This window comes from Amycolatopsis sp. NPDC114484 (assembly GCF_055633755.1).
Map to the genome: position 1 here is coordinate 383,360 of NZ_JBVKDQ010000004.1, position 19,548 is coordinate 402,907.

General features: G+C 69.9%; 17 protein-coding genes. 14 read left to right on the forward strand and 3 right to left on the reverse strand.

Annotated elements, in window-relative coordinates:
• The first annotated feature begins 5 nt into the window (after positions 1 to 5).
• The 8 genes from ACZ7SW_RS14175 (at position 6) to ACZ7SW_RS14210 (ending at position 10,449) form a co-directional block, all read left to right on the forward strand.
• A complete protein-coding gene (locus ACZ7SW_RS14175) occupies positions 6 to 2,564 on the forward strand; it encodes a DUF4118 domain-containing protein (RefSeq protein WP_470230803.1) in 2,559 nt (852 codons plus the stop codon).
• Complete coding sequence (locus ACZ7SW_RS14180; protein WP_470230804.1) at positions 2,561 to 3,259, forward strand: response regulator; 699 nt, start codon at positions 2,561 to 2,563, stop codon at positions 3,257 to 3,259. Before ACZ7SW_RS14175 ends, ACZ7SW_RS14180 begins: the two co-directional genes overlap by 4 nt.
• Before the next feature lie 447 nt (positions 3,260 to 3,706).
• Positions 3,707 to 4,270, forward strand: a complete 564-nt coding sequence (locus tag ACZ7SW_RS14185) for a hypothetical protein (protein ID WP_470230805.1) — start codon at positions 3,707 to 3,709, stop codon at positions 4,268 to 4,270.
• 269 nt (positions 4,271 to 4,539) lie between these two features.
• Complete coding sequence (locus ACZ7SW_RS14190; protein ID WP_470230806.1) at positions 4,540 to 4,836, forward strand: acylphosphatase; 297 nt, start codon at positions 4,540 to 4,542, stop codon at positions 4,834 to 4,836.
• Between the two features lie 181 nt (positions 4,837 to 5,017).
• Entirely contained in the window at positions 5,018 to 8,620 is a 3,603-nt protein-coding gene (gene smc / locus ACZ7SW_RS14195; RefSeq protein WP_470230957.1) for a chromosome segregation protein SMC, read from the forward strand.
• A gap of 136 nt (positions 8,621 to 8,756) precedes the next feature.
• Positions 8,757 to 9,305, forward strand: a complete 549-nt coding sequence (locus tag ACZ7SW_RS14200; protein WP_470230807.1) for a hypothetical protein — start codon at positions 8,757 to 8,759, stop codon at positions 9,303 to 9,305.
• Between the two features lie 171 nt (positions 9,306 to 9,476).
• Positions 9,477 to 9,818 carry a beta/gamma crystallin domain-containing protein gene (locus tag ACZ7SW_RS14205; protein ID WP_470230808.1) on the forward strand — a complete coding sequence of 114 codons (342 nt, stop codon included), beginning with the start codon at positions 9,477 to 9,479 and terminating at the stop codon, positions 9,816 to 9,818.
• 133 nt (positions 9,819 to 9,951) lie between these two features.
• Positions 9,952 to 10,449: a hypothetical protein gene (locus tag ACZ7SW_RS14210; RefSeq protein ID WP_470230809.1), complete on the forward strand. Its 498-nt coding sequence runs from the start codon at positions 9,952 to 9,954 to the stop codon at positions 10,447 to 10,449.
• A 51-nt stretch (positions 10,450 to 10,500) separates the two neighbouring features.
• On the opposite strand, the gene ACZ7SW_RS14215 is transcribed toward ACZ7SW_RS14210, so the two are convergent.
• Both ACZ7SW_RS14215 and ACZ7SW_RS14220 read right to left on the reverse strand, forming a co-directional pair.
• A complete protein-coding gene (locus ACZ7SW_RS14215) occupies positions 10,501 to 12,066 on the reverse strand; it encodes a sodium:solute symporter (RefSeq protein ID WP_470230810.1) in 1,566 nt (521 codons plus the stop codon).
• Between the two features lie 9 nt (positions 12,067 to 12,075).
• Positions 12,076 to 13,290, reverse strand: a complete 1,215-nt coding sequence (locus tag ACZ7SW_RS14220; RefSeq protein WP_470230811.1) for an anhydro-N-acetylmuramic acid kinase — start codon at positions 13,288 to 13,290, stop codon at positions 12,076 to 12,078.
• A gap of 140 nt (positions 13,291 to 13,430) precedes the next feature.
• Here ACZ7SW_RS14220 and ftsY point away from each other — a divergent pair, with 140 nt between their 5' ends.
• The 4 genes from ftsY to ACZ7SW_RS14240 all read left to right on the forward strand — a co-directional run bounded on the left by ftsY (position 13,431) and on the right by ACZ7SW_RS14240 (position 15,907).
• Entirely contained in the window at positions 13,431 to 14,774 is a 1,344-nt protein-coding gene (gene ftsY / locus ACZ7SW_RS14225; protein ID WP_470230812.1) for a signal recognition particle-docking protein FtsY, read from the forward strand.
• A gap of 166 nt (positions 14,775 to 14,940) precedes the next feature.
• Positions 14,941 to 15,093: a hypothetical protein gene (locus tag ACZ7SW_RS14230; RefSeq protein ID WP_470230813.1), complete on the forward strand. Its 153-nt coding sequence runs from the start codon at positions 14,941 to 14,943 to the stop codon at positions 15,091 to 15,093.
• 11 nt (positions 15,094 to 15,104) lie between these two features.
• Positions 15,105 to 15,413 carry a DUF4333 domain-containing protein gene (locus ACZ7SW_RS14235; RefSeq protein WP_470230814.1) on the forward strand — a complete coding sequence of 103 codons (309 nt, stop codon included), beginning with the start codon at positions 15,105 to 15,107 and terminating at the stop codon, positions 15,411 to 15,413.
• Positions 15,410 to 15,907: a GNAT family N-acetyltransferase gene (locus ACZ7SW_RS14240; RefSeq protein ID WP_470230815.1), complete on the forward strand. Its 498-nt coding sequence runs from the start codon at positions 15,410 to 15,412 to the stop codon at positions 15,905 to 15,907. The genes ACZ7SW_RS14235 and ACZ7SW_RS14240 overlap by 4 nt, the downstream gene beginning before the upstream one ends.
• Here ACZ7SW_RS14240 and ACZ7SW_RS14245 read toward each other — a convergent pair.
• A complete protein-coding gene (locus ACZ7SW_RS14245) occupies positions 15,900 to 16,664 on the reverse strand; it encodes an IclR family transcriptional regulator (RefSeq protein WP_377870299.1) in 765 nt (254 codons plus the stop codon). The genes ACZ7SW_RS14240 and ACZ7SW_RS14245 overlap by 8 nt on opposite strands.
• Before the next feature lie 108 nt (positions 16,665 to 16,772).
• Between ACZ7SW_RS14245 and aceB the strand changes: the two genes are divergently transcribed.
• A complete protein-coding gene (aceB, locus tag ACZ7SW_RS14250; protein WP_470230816.1) occupies positions 16,773 to 18,347 on the forward strand; it encodes a malate synthase A in 1,575 nt (524 codons plus the stop codon).
• Positions 18,347 to 19,543 carry a DUF6986 family protein gene (locus tag ACZ7SW_RS14255; RefSeq protein WP_470230817.1) on the forward strand — a complete coding sequence of 399 codons (1,197 nt, stop codon included), beginning with the start codon at positions 18,347 to 18,349 and terminating at the stop codon, positions 19,541 to 19,543. Before aceB ends, ACZ7SW_RS14255 begins: the two co-directional genes overlap by 1 nt.
• The last annotated feature ends 5 nt before the right edge of the window (positions 19,544 to 19,548 follow it).

Here is a 19,548-nt window from a genome sequence, read left to right on the forward strand (position 1 = left end):
ACACTGTGAGCACCTCTGACACACCCCCGAAGCCGCGCCGAGGCGAACTGCGGATCTACCTCGGTGCGGCTCCGGGCGTCGGCAAGACGTTCGCCATGCTCGGCGAAGCGCGCCGCCGCCTCGATCGCGGCACTGACGTGGTCGTCGGCCTGGTCGAGACGCACGGCCGCAAGAGAACCGCCGACCTGCTCGACGGGCTCGAGGTCGTGCCGCGGCGCACGGTCAGCCATCGAGGGCACGAGTTCGCCGAAATGGACCTCGACGCGGTGCTCGCCCGCGCGCCCGAGGTCGTCGTCGTGGACGAGCTGGCGCATACGAACGTGCCCGGCGGACGGCACGAGAAACGCTGGCAGGACATCGACGAGCTGCTCGAAGCGGGCATCGACGTGCTGTCCACGGTCAACGTGCAGCACCTGCAGAGCCTCAACGACGTCGTCGAACGCATCACCGGCGTCACCCAGCAGGAAACCGTGCCGGACGAGGTCGTGCGCCGCGCGGAACAGCTGGAGCTCGTGGACATCACGCCGGAGGCGCTGCGGCGGCGGCTCGCGCACGGCAACGTCTACCCGGCCGAGCGCATCGACGCCGCGCTGGGCAACTACTTCCGGCCCGGCAACCTCACCGCGCTGCGCGAGCTGGCGCTGTTGTGGGTGGCCGACCAGGTCGACGTCGCGCTGCAGCGGTATCGCGCCGAGCAGAAGATCACCGATACGTGGGAAACCCGCGAACGGGTGGTCGTGTCGATCACCGGCGGGCCGGAAAGCGAGACGCTGATCCGGCGCGCCAGCCGGATCGCCACCCGGGCGGGCGCGGAACTGCAGGTCGTGCACATCCTGCGCGGCGACGGTCTCGCCGGGCTCGGGCCGACCGCGATGGCCCGCTGCCGCACGCTGGCCGAGGAGGTCGGCGCGACTTTCCACGCCGTGGTCGGCGACGACGTGCCGACCGCGTTGCTCGACTTCGCGCGCGGGGTCAACGCGACCCAGCTGGTGATCGGCACGTCGCGGCGGTCCCGGGTCGCGCGGCTTTTCGACGAGGGCATCGGCGCGACGGTGATCCAGCAGTCCGGGCCGATCGACGTGCACATGGTCACGCACTCCTACGCCGGCGGACGGCTGCGGGCGCGGCTGGGCGCGAGCCCGCTGGCGCCGTCGCGGCTCGTGATGGGCTGGGTGCTGAGCATCCTGCTGCCGGTGGTCGCGACCGGTCTCGGCGTGCTGCTGCGTGACGCGGTCGAGTTCTCCACCGACGTGATCCTGTTCGTGCTGTCGACGGTCATCGTGGCGTTGGTCGGCGGGCTCGGTCCGGCTTTGCTGGCGTCGATTTTCGGTGCTGGGCTGTTGAATTTCTTCTTCACGCCGCCGCTGTACACGCTGGATGTGCACAGCCCGCAGAACGTCGTGACGCTGATCGCGATGATCGTCGTGGCGGTGATGGTGGCGTTGGTCGTCGCTTCCGCTGCCCGGCGGGGAGTGGCGGCGGCTCGGGCGCGGACGGAGGCCTCGCTGCTGGCTTCGTATGCGCGGACCGTGCTGACCAATCCGAACCCGATCGAGCGGTTGCTGGAGAAGGTGCGGGAGAACTTCGGCCTCACTTCCGTGACGCTGCTGGAGAAGCGAAACGGCAAGTGGGACAAGGTCGCTTTGTCCGGGGGCGAGCCGTGTGCTGATCCGGACGAGGCCGATGTGGACATCGCGGTGACCGCCGACGTGCACCTGACGCTGCGCGGTCGCGCGTTGCCCGCAGCAGACCGTCGCGTGCTGGAAGCCGTTGCGGGACAAGCTTTGCTCGCCTTGCGGCAACAGCGGATGGCCGCGGCTGCGGCGGCCGCCGAGCGCAAGGCCGAGGCGACCGAACTGCGCACGACGCTGCTGTCCGCGGTCGGGCATGACCTGCGGACGCCGCTCACGTCCATCAAAGCGGCGATCGGCAGCCTGCGCGCGCCGGATCTTTCTCTGTCCGATGAGGACACTGAGGAACTGATGGAAGCCGTGGAGCTTTCGGCGGACCGGCTCGCCGGGCTGATCGACAACCTCCTCGACTCCTCGCGGCTCGCGACCGGCGCGGTCACCCCGCACCTGCGGCCGGTCGGCTACGACGAGGTGGTCGCCCACGCCTTGTCCAATGTAGACAACTCGAACGGCGTTCAGGTGTCCGTGGACGCGCGATTGCCTTCTGTGCAGGCAGATCCCGGCTTGCTGGAACGAGTGATCGCGAACGTGCTCGACAACGCGCTGCGGCACGGCGGCGGTGACGTTTCGGCACGGGCGAGCGCCCATTCGGAGTTCGTGGAACTGCGGATCGTCGACCACGGCAAAGGCCTGCGGAAGGGTGCCGCGGAGTCCGCTTTCGCGCCGTTCCAGCGGCTGGGCGGGGACCGGGACTCGACGCCGGGCGTCGGCCTGGGGCTGTCGGTCGCGAAGGGGTTCACCGAGGCGATGGGCGGTACGGTTCGCGCCGAGGACACTCCGGGCGGAGGGTTGACGGTGGTGATCTCGCTGCCGGCCTGTACCGGCCGGGAACTCGTGGAAGCTGAACCGGCTGAGGAGGGCGTGGCGCGATGACTGCCGACCAAACGGCGACGGTGCTGGTCGTCGACGATGAACCGCAGATCGTGCGGGCGCTGCGGATCAACCTCAACGCGCGCGGGTACAAGGTGATCACCGCGCACGACGGCACCGCCGCGCTGAAAGCGGTCGCCGAGACGAAGCCGGACGTGGTGGTGCTCGACCTCGGCCTGCCCGACCTGGACGGCACCGAGGTGATCGCGGGCCTGCGCGGCTGGACCACAGTGCCGATCATCGTGCTGTCCGCGCGCGGAGATTCGGCGGACAAGGTACAAGCGCTCGACGCGGGTGCCGACGACTACGTGACGAAACCGTTCGGAATGGACGAACTGCTCGCCCGCCTGCGAGCAGCGGTGCGGCGGTCGTCGACCGGTGGGACGGACGGCGCGGAAGCCGTGGTGGACACCGGATCGTTCACGATCGACCTGGCGGCGAAGAAGGTGCTGCGCGAGGGCCGCGAGGTGCATCTGACGAAGACGGAATGGGGAGTACTGGAGCTCCTGGTGCGCAACCGGGGCCGGTTGGTGGCGCAGAAGCAGCTGCTGCACGAGGTGTGGGGACCGTCGTACGAGACGGAATCCCATTACCTGCGGGTGTATCTGGCGCAGTTGCGGAGGAAACTGGAGCCGGAACCTTCTCGGCCGCGGCATCTGCTCACTGAACCTGGGATGGGGTACCGCTTCGAGATCTAGCCCCGAACCTGGCCGGTCAGCGGGCGGTTTCGCGCCAGTAGCCGTGATGGAGACCGCTGAATCGCACCGGGTCGACTGCCGCCGGGTCGGTCGGCAGGGACGGCAGCCGCCGGTAGCGGTCGGCGGCGAAATAGGTCCACTAGCCGGACCATCTCGTCCCGGTCCACCAGCGCGAGAATCTGCTCGACGCCGGTGGTCAACGATCCTTAGGGCAGCGCCAACGTCCAGAGCCAGTGTGAACCCACGCCGGACAGCTTGGCAGTCCCCGCGCTTGACGGAAGAAGCTTTTCGGCCCGGGACAAGGCGTCGCGGGGGTGGCGTCGAAGCGGACTTGTTCGGCGCCACTCTTCGTGACTGGACAGGCAAAGCACAAAGCCCCCGCTGGTGAGAGCGGGGGCTTTGTGGCGCAGATACCGCGGAACGAGCCTTCGCGAACCTCAGTGACCGGTGGAACTCGCCGGGTTGGTGTCCGAAGTGGACTCGCTCGGCGAGGACGACGACGAAGGCTGGCCGCCGGTCGAGCTGCTGCCGGAGCTGGGCGGCGGGCTGTCCGGAGGCGACGAGTGGGTGCTCGGCGGCGTGGACGGCGTCGTCGACGGCGTAGTGCTGTGCGGCGGGTTCGGCGTCGTGGGGTGGCTGGTCGGCGGGTCGCTGCGGTCCGACGTGGTGCCCGGCACCGGCTGTCCGCCGCCGGGCTGTCCGCCCGGCTGGCCGGGGTTCGGCGGGGGCGTGATGACGCTCGTCGTCGGCTTCCCGTCCGGGCCCACGGCCACGACGGTGGTCGGCGTCGGCGGGGCGGTCTGGCCGGGTGTCGGCGAGCCGGGGACGGTCATCGGGCCGCCCGGGACGGCGTTGCCCGGCACGATGACCTGCGAGCTGCCCTGCAGCCCGCCCTGGCCGCCGCCGGTGCTGTTCGTCGCGGTGTCGGTGACCGAGCCGGGGCCGGCCAGTTCGGCGACCGCGGCGAAGGCCGTGGCGACCACGAGGCCGCTGACGCCCAGGATCGCGTAGCCGGAGCGGCTGAGCCTCCCGCTCGCGCCCTTCGGCGGAGCGGTGGGGGCAGCGCTCACCGCGATCTCGGGCGACGCTGAGCTTGGTTCAGGCCCGTCGGGACGGGACATGCAGGCTCCTTAGAAGAGTCAACGCTCAAGTCGAGGGGCGGCACGGGGGAGCGGGGCTCCGGCCCCGGATGCCAGGCGGGAGGTTATCACTGCTCAGGACCCGTTCGCGCGACCGAGGGACAGGGCCGTCACGGTCCGCAGCCGGGGGCGTGCGGCAGGATGGGGCCGGTGAACGAGCAGGAATCGCCCGTCCGGCTGGCAGCCTGGGTGCACGGGCAGGTGCAGGGAGTCGGTTTCCGCTGGTGGACCCGGAGCCGGGCGCTCGAACTCGGGCTGACCGGATTCGCCAGGAATCTCCCGGACGGTCGTGTTGAGGTGGTCGCGGAGGGTAGTCGTGACCACTGTGGGCAATTGCTGGCCGCGCTGCGCTCCGGAACCTCACCCGGACGAGTGGATCAGGTAGTTGAACGCTGGACCGCCGCGAAAGGCGGGCTCGAAGGATTCGCCGAACGCTGAGCCAGCTGTGGCGGTTGCGGCTGATGGGGTGCTTGGGGTTGCCGAGGCGGCCGATCCTGTGCTAGGCGCGCCCGGGCGGCCTGGCCTCCCACTGCGCCGGAGAACCCCCGGGTAGCCTGTCGGCGAACCGGGGGGAACCGGTAGCCATCCAGTACCCGTGGCCAAGAGGGGTCGGCAGCACGTGCACCTGAAAAGCCTGACGCTCAAGGGCTTCAAGTCCTTCGCCTCGGCGACCACGCTGCGCTTCGAACCCGGCATCACCTGTGTGGTCGGCCCGAACGGCTCCGGGAAGTCGAACGTCCTCGACGCGCTGCGCTGGGTGATGGGCACCCAGGGCGCGAAGGACCTGCGCGGCGGCAAGATGGAAGACGTCATCTTCGCCGGCACCGCGGGCCGCGCGCCGCTCGGCCGCGCCGAGGTCACGCTCACCATCGACAACGCCGACGGCGCGCTGCCGATCGAGTACGCCGAGGTCTCCATCACCCGCCGGATGTTCCGCGACGGCGCGAGCGAGTACGAGATCAACGGCGACCGCTGCCGGCTGATGGACGTCCAGGAACTGCTGTCGGACTCCGGCATCGGCCGCGAGATGCACGTCATCGTCGGACAGGGGCAGCTCTCGGCGATCCTGGAATCGAAGCCCGAGGAGCGGCGCGCGTTCATCGAGGAGGCCGCCGGCGTCCTCAAGCACCGCAAGCGCAAAGAGCAGACCCTGCGCAAGCTCAACAACATGCAGGGCAACCTCGACCGGCTCACCGACCTCACCACCGAGCTGCGCCGCCAGCTCAAACCGCTGGGCAAACAGGCCGAGATCGCGCGCAAGGCCCAGTCGGTGCAGTCGGACCTGCGCGACGCCCGGCTCCGGCTGTTCGCCGACGACCTGGTCACCCAGCGCCAGTCCATCGCGCGGGACGAGGCCGACGAGCGCACGGCCCGCCAGCGCCGCGCCGAAGTCGAGCAGGCGCTGGAACTCGTGGCCGCCGAAGAGGCCGAGCTGGAGGCCTCGCTCGCCGAGGACGCGCCGCGGCTGCAGATCGCGCAGGAGACCTGGTACAAGCTTTCGGCGCTCACGGAACGGCTGCGCGGCACCGTGCGGCTGGCGGTGGAGCGTCAGCGGCACCTTTCTTCCGACGTCTCCGCGCCGACTGGCGGCCGTGATCCGGAGGAGCTGCTGGCCGAGGCCGAGCAGGCCGCGGAACGCGAGCAGGAGCTGACCGAGGCGGTCATGGAGGCCCGCGAACTTCTCGCGGAAACCGTGCTGCGCCGGGAAGATCTCGAACAGCGGGTGCAGGCCGCGGAGCGCGCGCACTGGGCCGCGGTCCGCGCGATCGCCGACCGTCGCGAGGGCATGGCGAAGCTGACCGGTCAGGTCGAAGCGTTGCGCAGCAAGAACGGCGCGACCGCGGAGGAGGTCGACCGGCTGACGGTCGGTCTCCAGGAAGCCGCCGAGCGCGCCGAGATCGCGGTCGAGGAGCTGGAAGAAGCCAAAGCCGTTGGCGGCACGGAAGAATCCGACGACGCCGACCTGCAGCAGCGGCACGACCGCGCGGTGGAGGCGAACAACGCCGCCAAGGCCCGCGTCGAAGAGCTGGTGAAGGCCGAACGCGGTTCGGAGCGCGAGATCGCGTCGGAGAAGGCGCGCGTCGAGGCGCTGTCGATGGGGCTCAAGCGCAAGGACGGCGCGGGCGCGCTGCTCGGCGCTTCCGCGGAATTGCCGGGCCTGCTCGGTTCGGTCGCCGCGTTGCTCACCGTGCAGCCGGGCCACGAGGTCGCGCTGGCCGCCGCGCTCGGACCGGTGGCCGACGCGGTCGCGGTGTCCGGCGGCGAGAACGCGCTGTCCGCGCTGAAGTACTTGAAGGACACCGATTCCGGCCGCGCCGGGATCGTGCCGGTCAGCGCCGGGTCCACTGTGGACACCAGTTCCTGGCCGATGCTGCCCGAGGGCGCGCGCTGGGCCCGCGAGGTCGTCCACGCGCCGGAGCAGCTGCGGCCCGCCGTCGAGAAGGCGCTGGACCGGCTCGCGCTGGTGCCGGATCTGGACGCCGCGCGGCAGCTCGTGGCGCAGTACCCGGCGGTGCGTGCGGTCACCGCTGAAGGCGATGTCTTCGGGGCCGACTGGATCGCCGGTGGTTCCGCCGCCCGCGAGAGCGTGATCGAGGTCCAGGCGGCGGTCGACGAGGCGCAGGAACGCTTGCGTACGGCCGAACGCGCGCTGGAGCAGTACTCCGCCGAGCTGGAAGGCGCGCGTGCCGAGCAGCAGTCCCGCCGCGAAGAGGTCGGTCAGGCGAAGGACGCGCTCGGCGAAGCCAAGGTGCGCAAGGCGCGTTCGTCCGAGCGGCTCAACCGGTTGCAGCAGGCGGCGCGGTCCGCGCAGGCCGAGGTCGAACGGCTGACCCAGCAGCGCGCGAAGGTCGAGCAGAGCCGCGAGCACGCGCTGGAACAGTTGGCAGAGCTGGAAGAACGGCTCGCCGCGGTCGCCGAGCAGCCGGTGGAAGACGACCCGGACACCGCCGAGCGCGACGAGGCCGCCGAGCAGCTTGCCGTGGTACGGCAGGAAGAAGTCGAAGCGCGGCTCGCGCAGCGCACCGCTGAGGAACGCGCGCGCAGCATCGCCGGCCGAGCGGAATCGTTGCGCCGCGCGGCATATGCCGAGCAGCAAGCCCGCGAACGCGCCGCCAAGGCCCGGGAAGCGCGAGAGCGTGGCGCGGAAATCGCCAACGCGGTCGTCAACGCCGGTGAGTTCGCGCTGGAACGGATCGAGCTGAGCGTGCAGCGCGCGGCCGCCGAGCGCGACGAAGCACAGGCGCAGCGCCAAACCCGCGAAACCGCGCTCACCGCGGTGCGCGCGAAGGTGCGCGAGCTGTCCGGCGAACTGGAGAAGCTGACCGACGCCGTGCACCGCGACGAGGTGCTGCGCGCCGAGCAGAAGCTGCGGCTGGAAACGCTGGAAGCCAAGATCGCCGAGGACTTCGGCATCGGGCTGGCGGACCTGGTCGAGGAGTACGGCCCGGACGTGCCGGTGCCGCCGAGCGCGGGCGAGATGGCCGAGTACGAGGCGGCCAAGGAACGCGGCGAGGACGTCACGCAGCCGCCGCCGATGCCGTTCGACCGCGACACCCAGGCCCGCCGCGCCAAGCGCGCGGAGAAGGACCTGACCCTGCTGGGCAAGGTGAACCCGCTGGCGCTGGAGGAGTTCGCGGCGCTGGAGGAGCGCTACAAGTTCCTGTCCACCCAGCTGGAAGACCTCAAGGACACCCGCAAGGACCTCGAGGCCGTCATCAAGCAGGTCGACGAGAAGATCCTGGAGGTCTTCGCCTCGGCCTACACCGACGTGGCGCGCGAGTTCGAGACGGTGTTCGGCGTGCTGTTCCCCGGCGGCGAGGGCCGGATGGTGCTCACCGAGCCGAACGACCTGCTCGCCACCGGCGTGGACGTCGAGGCCCGCCCGCCGGGCAAGAAGGTCAAGCGGCTGTCGCTGCTGTCCGGCGGCGAGAAGTCGCTGGTGGCGGTCGGCATGCTGGTCGCGATCTTCCGCGCCCGCCCCTCGCCGTTCTACGTGATGGACGAGGTCGAGGCGGCGCTGGACGACACCAACATGCGCCGGCTGATCGGCCTGCTGGAGCAGCTGCGCGATTCGTCGCAGCTGATCATCATCACGCACCAGAAGCCGACCATGGAGATCGCCGACGCGCTGTACGGCGTGAGCATGCAGGGCGACGGCATCACCAAGGTGATCTCGCAGCGGCTGCGCACGGCGGAAGAGGAACCGGTCCGGGCTTCCTGAGCGGGGTTGCGCCGTCCGGCCGAACCTGCCCGAACGGGCAAGCCTTGCCGGACAGCCGTCCGATCGGCCAACTGCCGCCGGGTCCGCACGTCTTCAGGAGTGTTCGCAAGCAACACATCCTGGAGGGGATTCGACAATGCGCACCATGGTGGCCCGTACCCTGATTTCCGGTTCGATGCTCGGCGTTGCGCTGGCAGTCGCCGCGTGCGGCGGCGGTTCGCAAGCCGGACAGGCCGCAGCGGTGCAGAGTGCTTTCCCGGCCGCGCCGACCGCTTCCTCGGCGCCCGCGCCGAGTTCGTCCGCCACGCCCGCCCCGTCCACCCAGGCGCAGGCCCCGACGCACGCGAGCAAGCCCAAGCCGCGCCCGGCTCCTGCCAAGGAGACGCCCGGCGACCGCCTGCCGGGCAAGGGAGAACTCGGCAACGGAGCCGACTGCGGCCCGATCGACGGCCCCGGCGGCAAGGTCGACGTGGTGACCGAGGCGATGCCCGCCGGGACAGTCGGCTGCACCGAGGCGATCAACGTCATGTCGGACTATCTCGCCCAGGCGCCGGCCAAGGCGCAGGGATCCGGGCGTTTCCTCGACGTCGACGGCTGGAACTGCGGTTACGACGGCGGAAACGGCGGCAGCAAGCAGATTTTCTGCGGCAGCAAGGGTCTTTCGTTCCACGGCAAGGCCGTCTGAGCGTTGCTCCTTTTCTCTCGGGCCCCGGGTACGAACGGGTAAGACCGCCCAAAACGGCTGTCCGCGCGAGGTCCGCTGCTGGCACGGTCGATCTCGTCCGGCGGCGCGGTTTTCCCGCAGCGGCCGGGCGCACCTTCAAGGCAGCACTGGGAGAAAGGTTCCACAGCGATCATGCCTTCACTCGTCAAGAGACTCGCGATCGGCGGCGCGGCGGCGCTCGCGCTGGCCGTCACCGTTCCGGCCGGCCAGGCGTTCGCCATCGACCGGGTCGCCTGCAACGGCCGCACCGACTTCGTCCAGCTGCGCCTCGCGGGCGGAAACCCTTGGGACGGCAGCGATGTCGCCTGCTTCGCCAACGGCGGCGCGACGTACGTGGACCTGGGCGGCGTCACCCGGGTCGACTCCGGCAACAACTCGGTGACCCTGTTCTGGGACGGCGGCCGGACCGACCTCGGCCACTGGCAGGGCGGCGACCTGAACTTCGTGCACGTTCGCCAGGTCTGGATCCACTAAGCGTTTCCGGCGGCGGCCCGGTTTCCCCGAACGCGGGGGAGCCGGGCCGTTCGTTGTCACACTGCCGACCCGGCGCTGGCCGCTTAGGGTGATCTTGGCCGATCGGCGGCCGCGTCCCGGGGAGGAATTCTTCATGCGCACGAAGCTGTCCAAAGCCGTTGTCACGGCGTCGATTCTCGCGTTCGGCGGGCTGGCCGCGGCTTGTGGCGGCAGCAGCGACACGGCGGCTCCGTCGTCGGTCTCGGCAGCGTCGACGGCCACTTCGGTGCCGGAGAGCGCGGCGTCCAGCACCAAGGCCGCGCCCGCGAGCAAAACGCACCGTCCCAGCAAGTCCCAGGACAGCAACTCGGACACCGGTGAGACGGTTGGCCCGTCGGTCAACTGCGGTCCGATCGACGCGCCCAACGGCAAGGTCGGCCTGATCGCCACCGAGACCAAGGCCGGTCGTCCTGGTTGCACCGAGGCGATCGACGTGATCACCGAGTATTTCCAGGAAGCGCCCAAGAAAGCCGAGGGCACCGCGCACGCGCTGACCGTGAGCGGCTGGCGGTGCCTGGCCGACACCGGCGCGCAGGGCAGCGGCCAGATCGGTTGCGACAAGGACGGGATGGCCTTCTACACACAGCCGTAGAACGCGCTCTCGCCGGGTTCCCGCGGGAACCCGGCGAGAGATGACCCGTTGTCACGCAGGGGTTTCCGCGGGTTCTTCGATCTTCTCGATGTTCGGGTCCGCTCCGCGCCGCCGCAGCGACAGCAGGCCGCCCACGATCAGCGTGATCAGCACCCCGGCGAAGGTGTACCAATACGTCGCCAGCGGCACGAGCGTCTTCGTCGCCGCGCCGAACTTGAGGTGCACCTCGGTGGTCGCCTTGTCGAATTTCACGAACAGGATCAGGAACGCCATCCCGACGACCGAGCAGGCGAACGCGATCACCGCGTCGGACTGGCGGGCCTTGCGCACCAGCAGCCCGAGGAAGAACGAGCCGAGCAGCGCCCCGTAGGTGTAGCCGACGATCCCGAGGCCCTGCTGGATCACCGGGTCCTTCGAGTTCGTGAACATCGAGGCGAACACCGCGAACACCGCCGCCCAGATGAGTGTCCACATGCGACCGTGCCGGAGCAGCTTGGCGTCCTCGATCGACTTGTGCGTGAACCGCTGGTAGAGGTCGGCGATCGTCGAGGTGGACAGCGCGTTGAGCGCGGACGCGAGCGCGCCCATGGTCGAGGCGAGGATGCCGGCGATCAGCAGCCCGGCCAGGCCGACCGGCAGGTCGTTGACGATGAAGTTGGAGAACACGTCGTCGCCGGACATCTTCCCGGCCGCGACCGCGGTGGCCGTCGCACCGGTCTTGCCGCCGGTGTAGACCCACAGCATCGCGCCGACGAGCAGGAACAGCGCGAACTGGATGAACACCACGATGGACGAGCCGATCAGCGCGCGCTGACCGTCGCGCAGGTTCCGGCACGACAGGAGGCGGCCGACGATCAGCTGGTCCGCGCCGTGCGAAGCCATCGACAGGAACGCGCCGCCGACTACCGCGCAGAGGAACGCGTAGGGGTTGGTGAGCAGGTTGGCCGTGAAGTCGGTGAGCTGGAACCGGCCTTGGCTCGAAGCGATCTGCGTCCAGCCGGTCGGCAGCTTCGTGGACAGGAAGATCACCGCGCCGATCGCGCCGAGGATGTAGAGCGACCACTGGATGACGTCGACCCAGATCACCGACTTGATGCCGCCGACGAACGCGTAGATCACGGTGAGCGCGGTCAGCAGCACGACGATGTGCCAGTACTCGGTGTGGATGCCGTAGTGGCTGAGGATCGCCTTGATCGGGATCGCCCCGGCGAACAGCCGCAGTCCCTCGGCGAGCAGCCGGGTCACGACGAAGGTGACCGACGCGGTGCCCTGCAGCCCCCGCCCGAAGCGGCGGCCGAGGAATTCGTACGCGCTCACGTAGTTTCCGCGGAAGTAGCGCGGCAGCAGCACGAACGCGGCGATCACGCGGCCGATGATGTAGCCGAAAGCCACTTCCAGGAACAGGAAGGCGCTGCCGAACACGAGCCCGGGCGTGGAGATCACGGTGAGCGTGGACGTCTCGGTGGCCACCACCGAGAGCGTGACCGCCCACCACGGCATGCTGCGCTCGCCGACGAAGTAGTCGTTCGCGGACTTCTGTCTGCGTCCGACCAGCACACCGATGACCGGCATCGCCGCGAGGTACACGATGACGATCACCAGATCGACTGGATTCATGGGGTTCTCCTACCGTGATTGCCCGGATTCCGCGACCCGGAGCCGGGTCGCGGCGCCCCCCAGCGGGGCGGGGAGATTCAGGGGAGCCGCACCCGGCGTCAGCGCGCCGAGCAGGCGGGGACCGCTCGCGCCGGTGGCCGACGGCAGCGTCGCCGGGACGCCGCACCAGCTCAGCCAGCCGAGCAGCGCGGTCAGATAGGCCTCTTTGCCGGAACCGGGGAGGCCGAGGTCGTCGCTGGTGCGGAGCGCGCCGTCGGGCAGAAGCCGGGCGAGCGCGGCCATCGTCGCGGGATTCGCGACGCCGCCGCCGGACGCGACAACGGTCGCCACGTCGTGCCGCCGGCATTCCGCGGCGACCGTCGCGGCGGTCAGTTCGGTGAGCGTGGCCAGCAGATCCTCCGGGGACAACGGCGGCAGTCCGGACAGGGCTGCGTCAAGGTATCCGCCGTGGAAGTGCTCTTTGCCAGTGGATTTCGGGGGAGCGGCGGCGAAATAGGGGTCGGCGAGCAACCGGTCGAGCAGGTCTTCCCGGACTGAACCGGCGAGCGCGAGCCGCCCGTCGACGTCGGCGGACAGCTTGCCGTCGCTGACGTGGGCGGCGGCGAGATCGAGCAACGCGTTGGCCGGGCCGGTGTCGTAGGCGAGCACCTCGCCGGACTGCGTGACCACGGTGATGTTCGCGATGCCGCCGAGATTGAGCGCGGCCACCGGACGTCCGGTCTCCTCGGCGAGACCGCGCAACCACATCGCGTCGAGCGTGCTCGCCAGCGGCGCGCCTTGGCCGCCCGCGGTGATGTCGCGGATGCGGAGGTCGGCGATCACCGGCACTCCGGTGCGCTCGGCGATCCACGCCGGCTGCCCGAGCTGGAGCGTGCCGAGCGCGACACCGTTTTCTACCCAGTGGTAGACGGTCTGGCCGAGCGAGGCGATCACGTCCACCGGTCCGTACGCGGCGATCCCGCGCGCGGCCGCGTCGGCGAACGCCTGGCCGACCCGGGTGTCGAGGACGGTCAGCTGCCGCGCGCTGCTCGGCCGCGGCGGGAGGGCGTCGAGGAGATCCGCGCGGAGGCCGTCGGGATAGGGCACGTCGAGCTCGCCGAGCGGGGTGAGGACGACTGTCCCGTCGTCCTCGCGGATTTCGGCGACCGCGACGTCGATGCCGTCCACGGAAGTGCCCGACAGCAGCCCGAGGACGCGGAAACAGTGGCCGGCGGGGGTGGTCATCCGATGTGGTCTAGTCAACGCGGAAGGGGTGGCGCAAGACGCTTCGTGGAGTCTTGGCCGAATCGGAACCGTTCGCGTTACTCGTTGGCCTCGCGGTGGGGTGTCCGGTGGCTTGTGCACGCGGATGACAGGATGGTGGCGTGTCGAGCACCTGGTTCTGGATCGTTGTCGTCGCCGTCGTCGTCCTGGTCGCCGTTCTGGTGTCCGGGCTGCTCATCGCGCGCAAGCGGCGGATCAGCATGGCCGAGCGGCGCGCGGTCGAGGAGAAGCCGAAGGGCGGCGGGTACGCCGCGAGCGGCGGGATCTCGCTGGCTCCCGGCGGGAAGACCGCGGAGGCCGCGCCCGAGCCCGCTCCTTCCCCGGATCCGGTGGTCGAGCATCCCGTCGAGGACCGCCCGGAGGTCGACGGCCAGCCCGCGGTCGGCGACGACGCCGCCGTCCCGCGCGACTCCGACCAGCGCACGGTGCGCGACGTCAAGCTCCCCGAGCCGGTCGAGGAAGAGGCCCCCGAGGCGGCCGTGCCGGGAACGGTCGAGCCGATCGAGGAGATCGAGTCCCCGGCTGGCCGTCTCGAGCGCCTGCGCGGCCGGCTGTCGAAGTCCCGCTCGGTGTTCGGGCAGAGCCTGCTGGGCCTTCTCGGCGGCGGTGACCTGGACGAGGACTCCTGGCAGGACGTGGAGGACACGCTGCTGCTGGCGGACCTCGGCGCCGCCACGACGACCCAGATCGTGGACCGCCTGCGCGACGAACTGAACCGGCGCGCAGTGCGCACGTCGGACGAAGCGCGCGAACTGCTGCACGAGGTGCTGACCGCGGCGCTGTCGACGGACGCCGAGCGCGCGGTCCGCGCGCTGCCGCACGAGGTGGACGGCAAGAAGCAGCCCGCGGTCGTGCTCGTGGCGGGCGTGAACGGCACCGGCAAGACCACGACGACCGGAAAACTGGCGCGAGTCCTGGTGGCACAGGGCGGAACCGTCGTCCTCGGCGCGGCCGACACCTTCCGCGCCGCGGCCGCGGACCAGCTGCAGACGTGGGGCGAGCGAGTAGGCGCGTCGGTCGTGCGAGGCAAGGAAGGCGCGGACCCGGCGGCGGTCGCGTTCGACGCGGTCAAACAGGGCATCAGCGAGGGCGTGGACACGGTCCTGATCGACACCGCGGGCCGGCTGCACACGAAGACCGGCCTGATGGACGAACTCGGCAAGGTGAAGCGAGTCGTGGAAAAGCAGGCGCGGGTGGACGAGGTGCTGCTCGTGCTGGACGCCACGACCGGGCAGAACGGACTCGCGCAGGCGCGGGTGTTCGGCGAGGTCATCGACGTGACGGGGATCGTCCTGACCAAGCTCGACGGCACCGCGAAGGGCGGGATCGTGTTCCAGGTCCAGAGGGAGCTGGGGGTGCCGGTGAAGCTGGTCGGATTGGGCGAGGGGCCGGATGACCTGGCGCCGTTCGAGCCGGGTGCGTTCGTGGACGCTTTGCTGGGCTGATTCCCCTGGCCGGGTGAATAAGGGGTAAAGCGGACATCTCTCGCGGAGCGGCCTGCCACGGTAGAGGCAGGCACGGCTGTGAGGGGTGGAATGAGCGTCGCGCTGGTCTTGGTGATCGTCATCGGCGGGACGTTGCCGGGGCAACGCGCACCTCGGGCAGCGCGACGTGCGGACCGGCGACCCTGATTTCGACCTCCGCTACGAGGTCGGCAGCGGGAACGCCGATTTCGCCCGTGCCGCGGCGATCACCGGGATCCTGCCCGCCCTCGATCTCCGGTGCGATCTTCTCGACCGCGTCCCCGCATCCGTCTGGCACTAGGAGAAAAACCCATGTACCGCCCGATCTTCCTCGCCGCCTGTGCGCTCGTCCTCGCCGGTTGCTCGGCGAGCGTGAGCGTCGACAAGCAGGTCTCCAAGGAGAACTTCGAAAAGGGCATCTCCGACGCGCTTCAGCAGTCCATCGGCAAGCGTCCGGACACCGTCACCTGCCCGGGGCCGATCAAGGCCGTCGAAGGGGAGTCGATGCGCTGCGTTCTCACCGCCGGTGGACAGAAAGTCGGTCTCACGGCCAAAATCGGCGCGGTGAACGGCACCGATGTGAAGTACAACGTCCAGGTCGATCAGAAACCGATGAATTGAGCCGCGTCACGCTCCGTCTGCTGACCGAGGCCGATCGAAGCAGGGTTCGCGAGATCCTCTCCGCGCCGGAAGTGGCGCAGTGGTGGGGCGAAGCCGACGAGGAAACCGACGGCCTGCTCTCGAAAGAGGGCGACCAGCACGCGTACGCCATCGAGTACGAGGGCCAGACCGTCGGCATCATCCAGAGCTGGGAAGAGCTCGATCACCGTTACCGGCACGCGGGAATCGACCTTGCCGTGCACCCGGACCACTACGGGCTCGGGCTCGGCGCGGAGGCGATCCGGATCCTCGCCCAGCGGCTGTTCGACCAAGGCCACCACCGGCTCACCATCGACCCGGCGGCGGCCAACGTCCGCGCGATCCACGTGTACGAGAAGCTCGGCTTCCGCCGCGTCGGGATCCTCCGCGACTACGAGCAGGGGTCCGACGGGACCTGGCACGACGGGCTGCTGATGGACCTCCTCAAGGGCGAACTCAAGGGCGAACTCAAGTAACCGGCAGCTGCTGCGAAAGCCGGTCGGCGATCTTCTGCACCACCGGCGCGATGTGGCTCACCGCGTCCGCCGTCAGCCGTCCCGACGGGCCCGACACCGAGACCGCCGCGGGCACCGGCGCGCCGGGGATCGCGACGGCGATGCAGCGCACTCCGAGCTCCTGTTCGGCCTCGTCCAGCGCGTAACCCTGCCCGGCGATCTTCTTCAGCTCGACCGCCAGCGCGTCCGCGTCGGTGAAGGTGTGCTCGGTGTAGGCGGGCATGCCGGTGCGCTCCAGCAGCGACGCGACCTCGTCGGCGGGCAGTTCCGCCAGCATCGCCTTGCCCACGCCGGTGCCGTGCGGCAGCAAGCGCCGGCCGACCTCGGTGAACATGCGCATCGAATGCTTCGAGGGCACCTGTGCGACATACACCACCTCGTCGCGTTCCAGGACCGCCAGGTTCGCCGTCTCGCCGACCTCCTCGACCAGCTCCACCAGCAGCGGCCGTGCCCACGCGCCGAACTGCATGCTCGCGTTCTCGCCGAGCCGGATCAGCCGGGCGCCGAGCGCGTAGTGCCGGTTGGTGTTCTGCCGGACGTAGCCCAGCGACACCAGCGTGCGGATCAGCCGGTGGATCGTCGGCATCGGCAGCCCGGACAGGGTCGCCAGCTCCGACAGGCTGGCCTCGCCGCCAGTGTCCGCCAGGTGCTCCAGCAGCTCGAACGCGCGCTGCAGGGACTGGACGCCGCCGTCTCGTCCGCTCTTCTCAGCCGCCACCAGTGGTCCTCCTCACAGACCCGATTGATGTTCCGCTATGCAGAAACTATAGTCCGTCAGGTAAAAACCGTAGGGACGTTATCCAAAGCACTACTCGGGGTGTTGCGCATGTCTGAGGTCCAGGTACTCGGCGGGTCCGTCGAGCGTGGGGACGAGATTCTGACGCCGGAAGCCCTCGCTTTCGTAGCGGGCTTGCACGACGAGTACGCCGCGCGGCGCGACGAACTGCTCGTCGCGCGGGGCAAGCGGCGCGAGGAGGCCCGTACCACCGGCCGCCTCGATTTCCTGGCCGAGACCAAGGAGATCCGCGAGGGCGACTGGCAGGTGGCCGGCGCTCCGGCCGCGCTGCGCGACCGCCGCGTGGAGATCACCGGTCCGACCGATCGCAAGATGACCATCAACGCCCTCAACTCCGGCGCCAAGGTGTGGCTCGCCGACTTCGAGGACGCCAACACGCCGCACTGGGCGAACGTCGTGGGCGGCCAGGTCAACCTGTCCGACGCGATCCGCGGCACGATCACGCTCGACCAGAACGGCAAGCACTACGAGCTGAAGCCGGACGTCGAGCACGCGACGATCGTGGTCCGCCCGCGCGGCTGGCACCTCGACGAGCGGAACCTGACCTTCGGCGGACGCAAGGGCGTCGGCGCGCTGGTCGACTTCGGCCTGTACTTCTTCCACAACGCGCAAGAGCTGCTCAACCGCGGCAAGGGCCCGTACTTCTACCTGCCGAAGATGGAAAGCCACCTCGAAGCGCGGCTGTGGAACGACGTGTTCACGCACGCGGAGAAGGCGCTCGGCATCCCGCACGGCACCGTCCGCGCGACCGTGCTGATCGAGACCATCCCGGCCGCGTTCGAGATGGAAGAGATCCTCTACGAACTGCGCGAGCACGCCTCGGGCCTCAACGCCGGTCGCTGGGACTACCTGTTCAGCGTCATCAAGTACTTCCGCGACGCGGGCGAGAAGTTCGTGCTGCCGGACCGCAACTCGGTCACCATGACCGCGCCGTTCATGCGCGCCTACACCGAACTGCTCGTGCGCACCTGCCACAAGCGCGGCGCGTTCGCGATCGGCGGCATGGCCGCGTTCATCCCCAGCAAGGACCCGGAAGTCAACCAGGGCGCCTTCGACAAGGTGCACGCCGACAAGTCGCGGGAGGCCGGGGACGGCTTCGACGGTTCGTGGGTCGCGCACCCGGGCATGGTCGCACTCTGCAAGGAAGAGTTCGACAAGGTCCTCGGCGACCAGCCCAACCAGCTGGGCCGCACTCGTGACGAGGTGAGCGTGACCGCCGACCAGCTGCTGGACGTCGCTTCGACGCCGGGCAGCGCCACCGCGGCCGGCCTGCGCGCGGCGGTCGACGTCGGCATCCGCTACCTGGCCTCGTGGCTGGGCGGCAACGGCGCGGCGGCGATCCACAACTTGATGGAAGACGCCGCCACGGCCGAGATTTCGCGGTCGCAGGTGTGGCAGTGGGTCAAGAACGGCACGAAGCTGGACAACGGCGAGACGGTCACCGCGGAGCTGGTGCGCGGCGTCGTGGCCGACGTCCGCGGCGAGCTGGCGGCTGAGGTCTCCGACGACCTGCTGAAGCCCGCGGTCGAGCTGTTCGAGCAGGTCGCGCTGGCTGACGAGTTCCCGGACTTCCTGACCCTGCCGGCGTACGAGCACATCCAGTAATGGGCGACGGACGGCTCGCCGAGGACGTCTACCGCAACGCCGACGCGCGGTTGGCCGAGGCCGACGCGCGCGTGGCGGCGCGGTATCCCGGCGAGTCTCCGGGCCGTCGTCCGGTGCACACGGTGTACGTGCCGGCGTCGCAGTACCGCACGCGCCTGGTGGCCGATTGGGGCAAGCAGGCGATGCGGGTCTTCGTCGAGCACGGCGACCTGCTGAACCTCGACCCGGCGGTGGCCGAGCGGGTCCGCGAGAAGCTCCTCACCGAGCCGATCGAGGACCTCCGCATCGACTTCGAGGACGGCTACGGTCATCCCGGCGACGAAGCGGAGGACGCGGCCGCGGAGGCCGCCGGGCGAACGCTCGCCACCACCGGCGGTACTCCGTTCGTCGGAATCCGGTTCAAGAGCTTCGAAGCCGTGACGCGGCGACGGGGCATCCGGACGCTCGATTTGTTCCTCTCGGGCTTGCTGTCCGAAGGATCGCTGCCGGACGGATTCGTGGTGACGCTGCCTAAGGTCACCGCGGTCGAGCAGGTCGAAGTCGCCGCGGAAGTGTTGGGGCGACTGGAAACCGCGTACGGACTGGCGGACCGCGCGCTGCGGTTCGAGGTACAGATCGAGACCGCGCAGTCGATCCTCTCGACCGACGGCACGGTCTCGGTCGCGCAGATCATCCAGGCCGCGGACGGCCGGTGCTCCGGGCTGCATTACGGGACCTACGACTACAGCGCAGGTCTCGGCATCAGCGCGGCGTACCAAAGCATGGCGCACCCCGCGGCCGACTTCGCGAAGCAGTTGATGCAGGTCGCGGCTGCGGGGACAGGCGTGCGGCTGTCCGACGGTTCGACCAACCGGCTCCCGGTGGGCGACGACCTGCCGGGTGCCTGGGCTGAGCACCTGCGGCTGGTGCGGCGGTCGCTGGAGAACGGCTTCTACCAGGGTTGGGACCTGCACCCGCACCAGCTGCCGACTCGGTATGCGGCGACGTACGCCTTCTACCGCGAGGGCGCCCCGGCGGCGGCCAAGCGGTTGCAGGACTACGCGTCGAAGACGGCCGGGGGAGTGCTGGACGAACCCGCTACGGCGGAGGCGCTGGCCCGGTATCTGCTCGGCGGGTACAACTGCGGAGCGCTGGCGGAGTCGGAATTGCCGTTCGAACCGGCACGGCTGGACGCGTACGCGCGGCGGCAAGCCTGAACGAT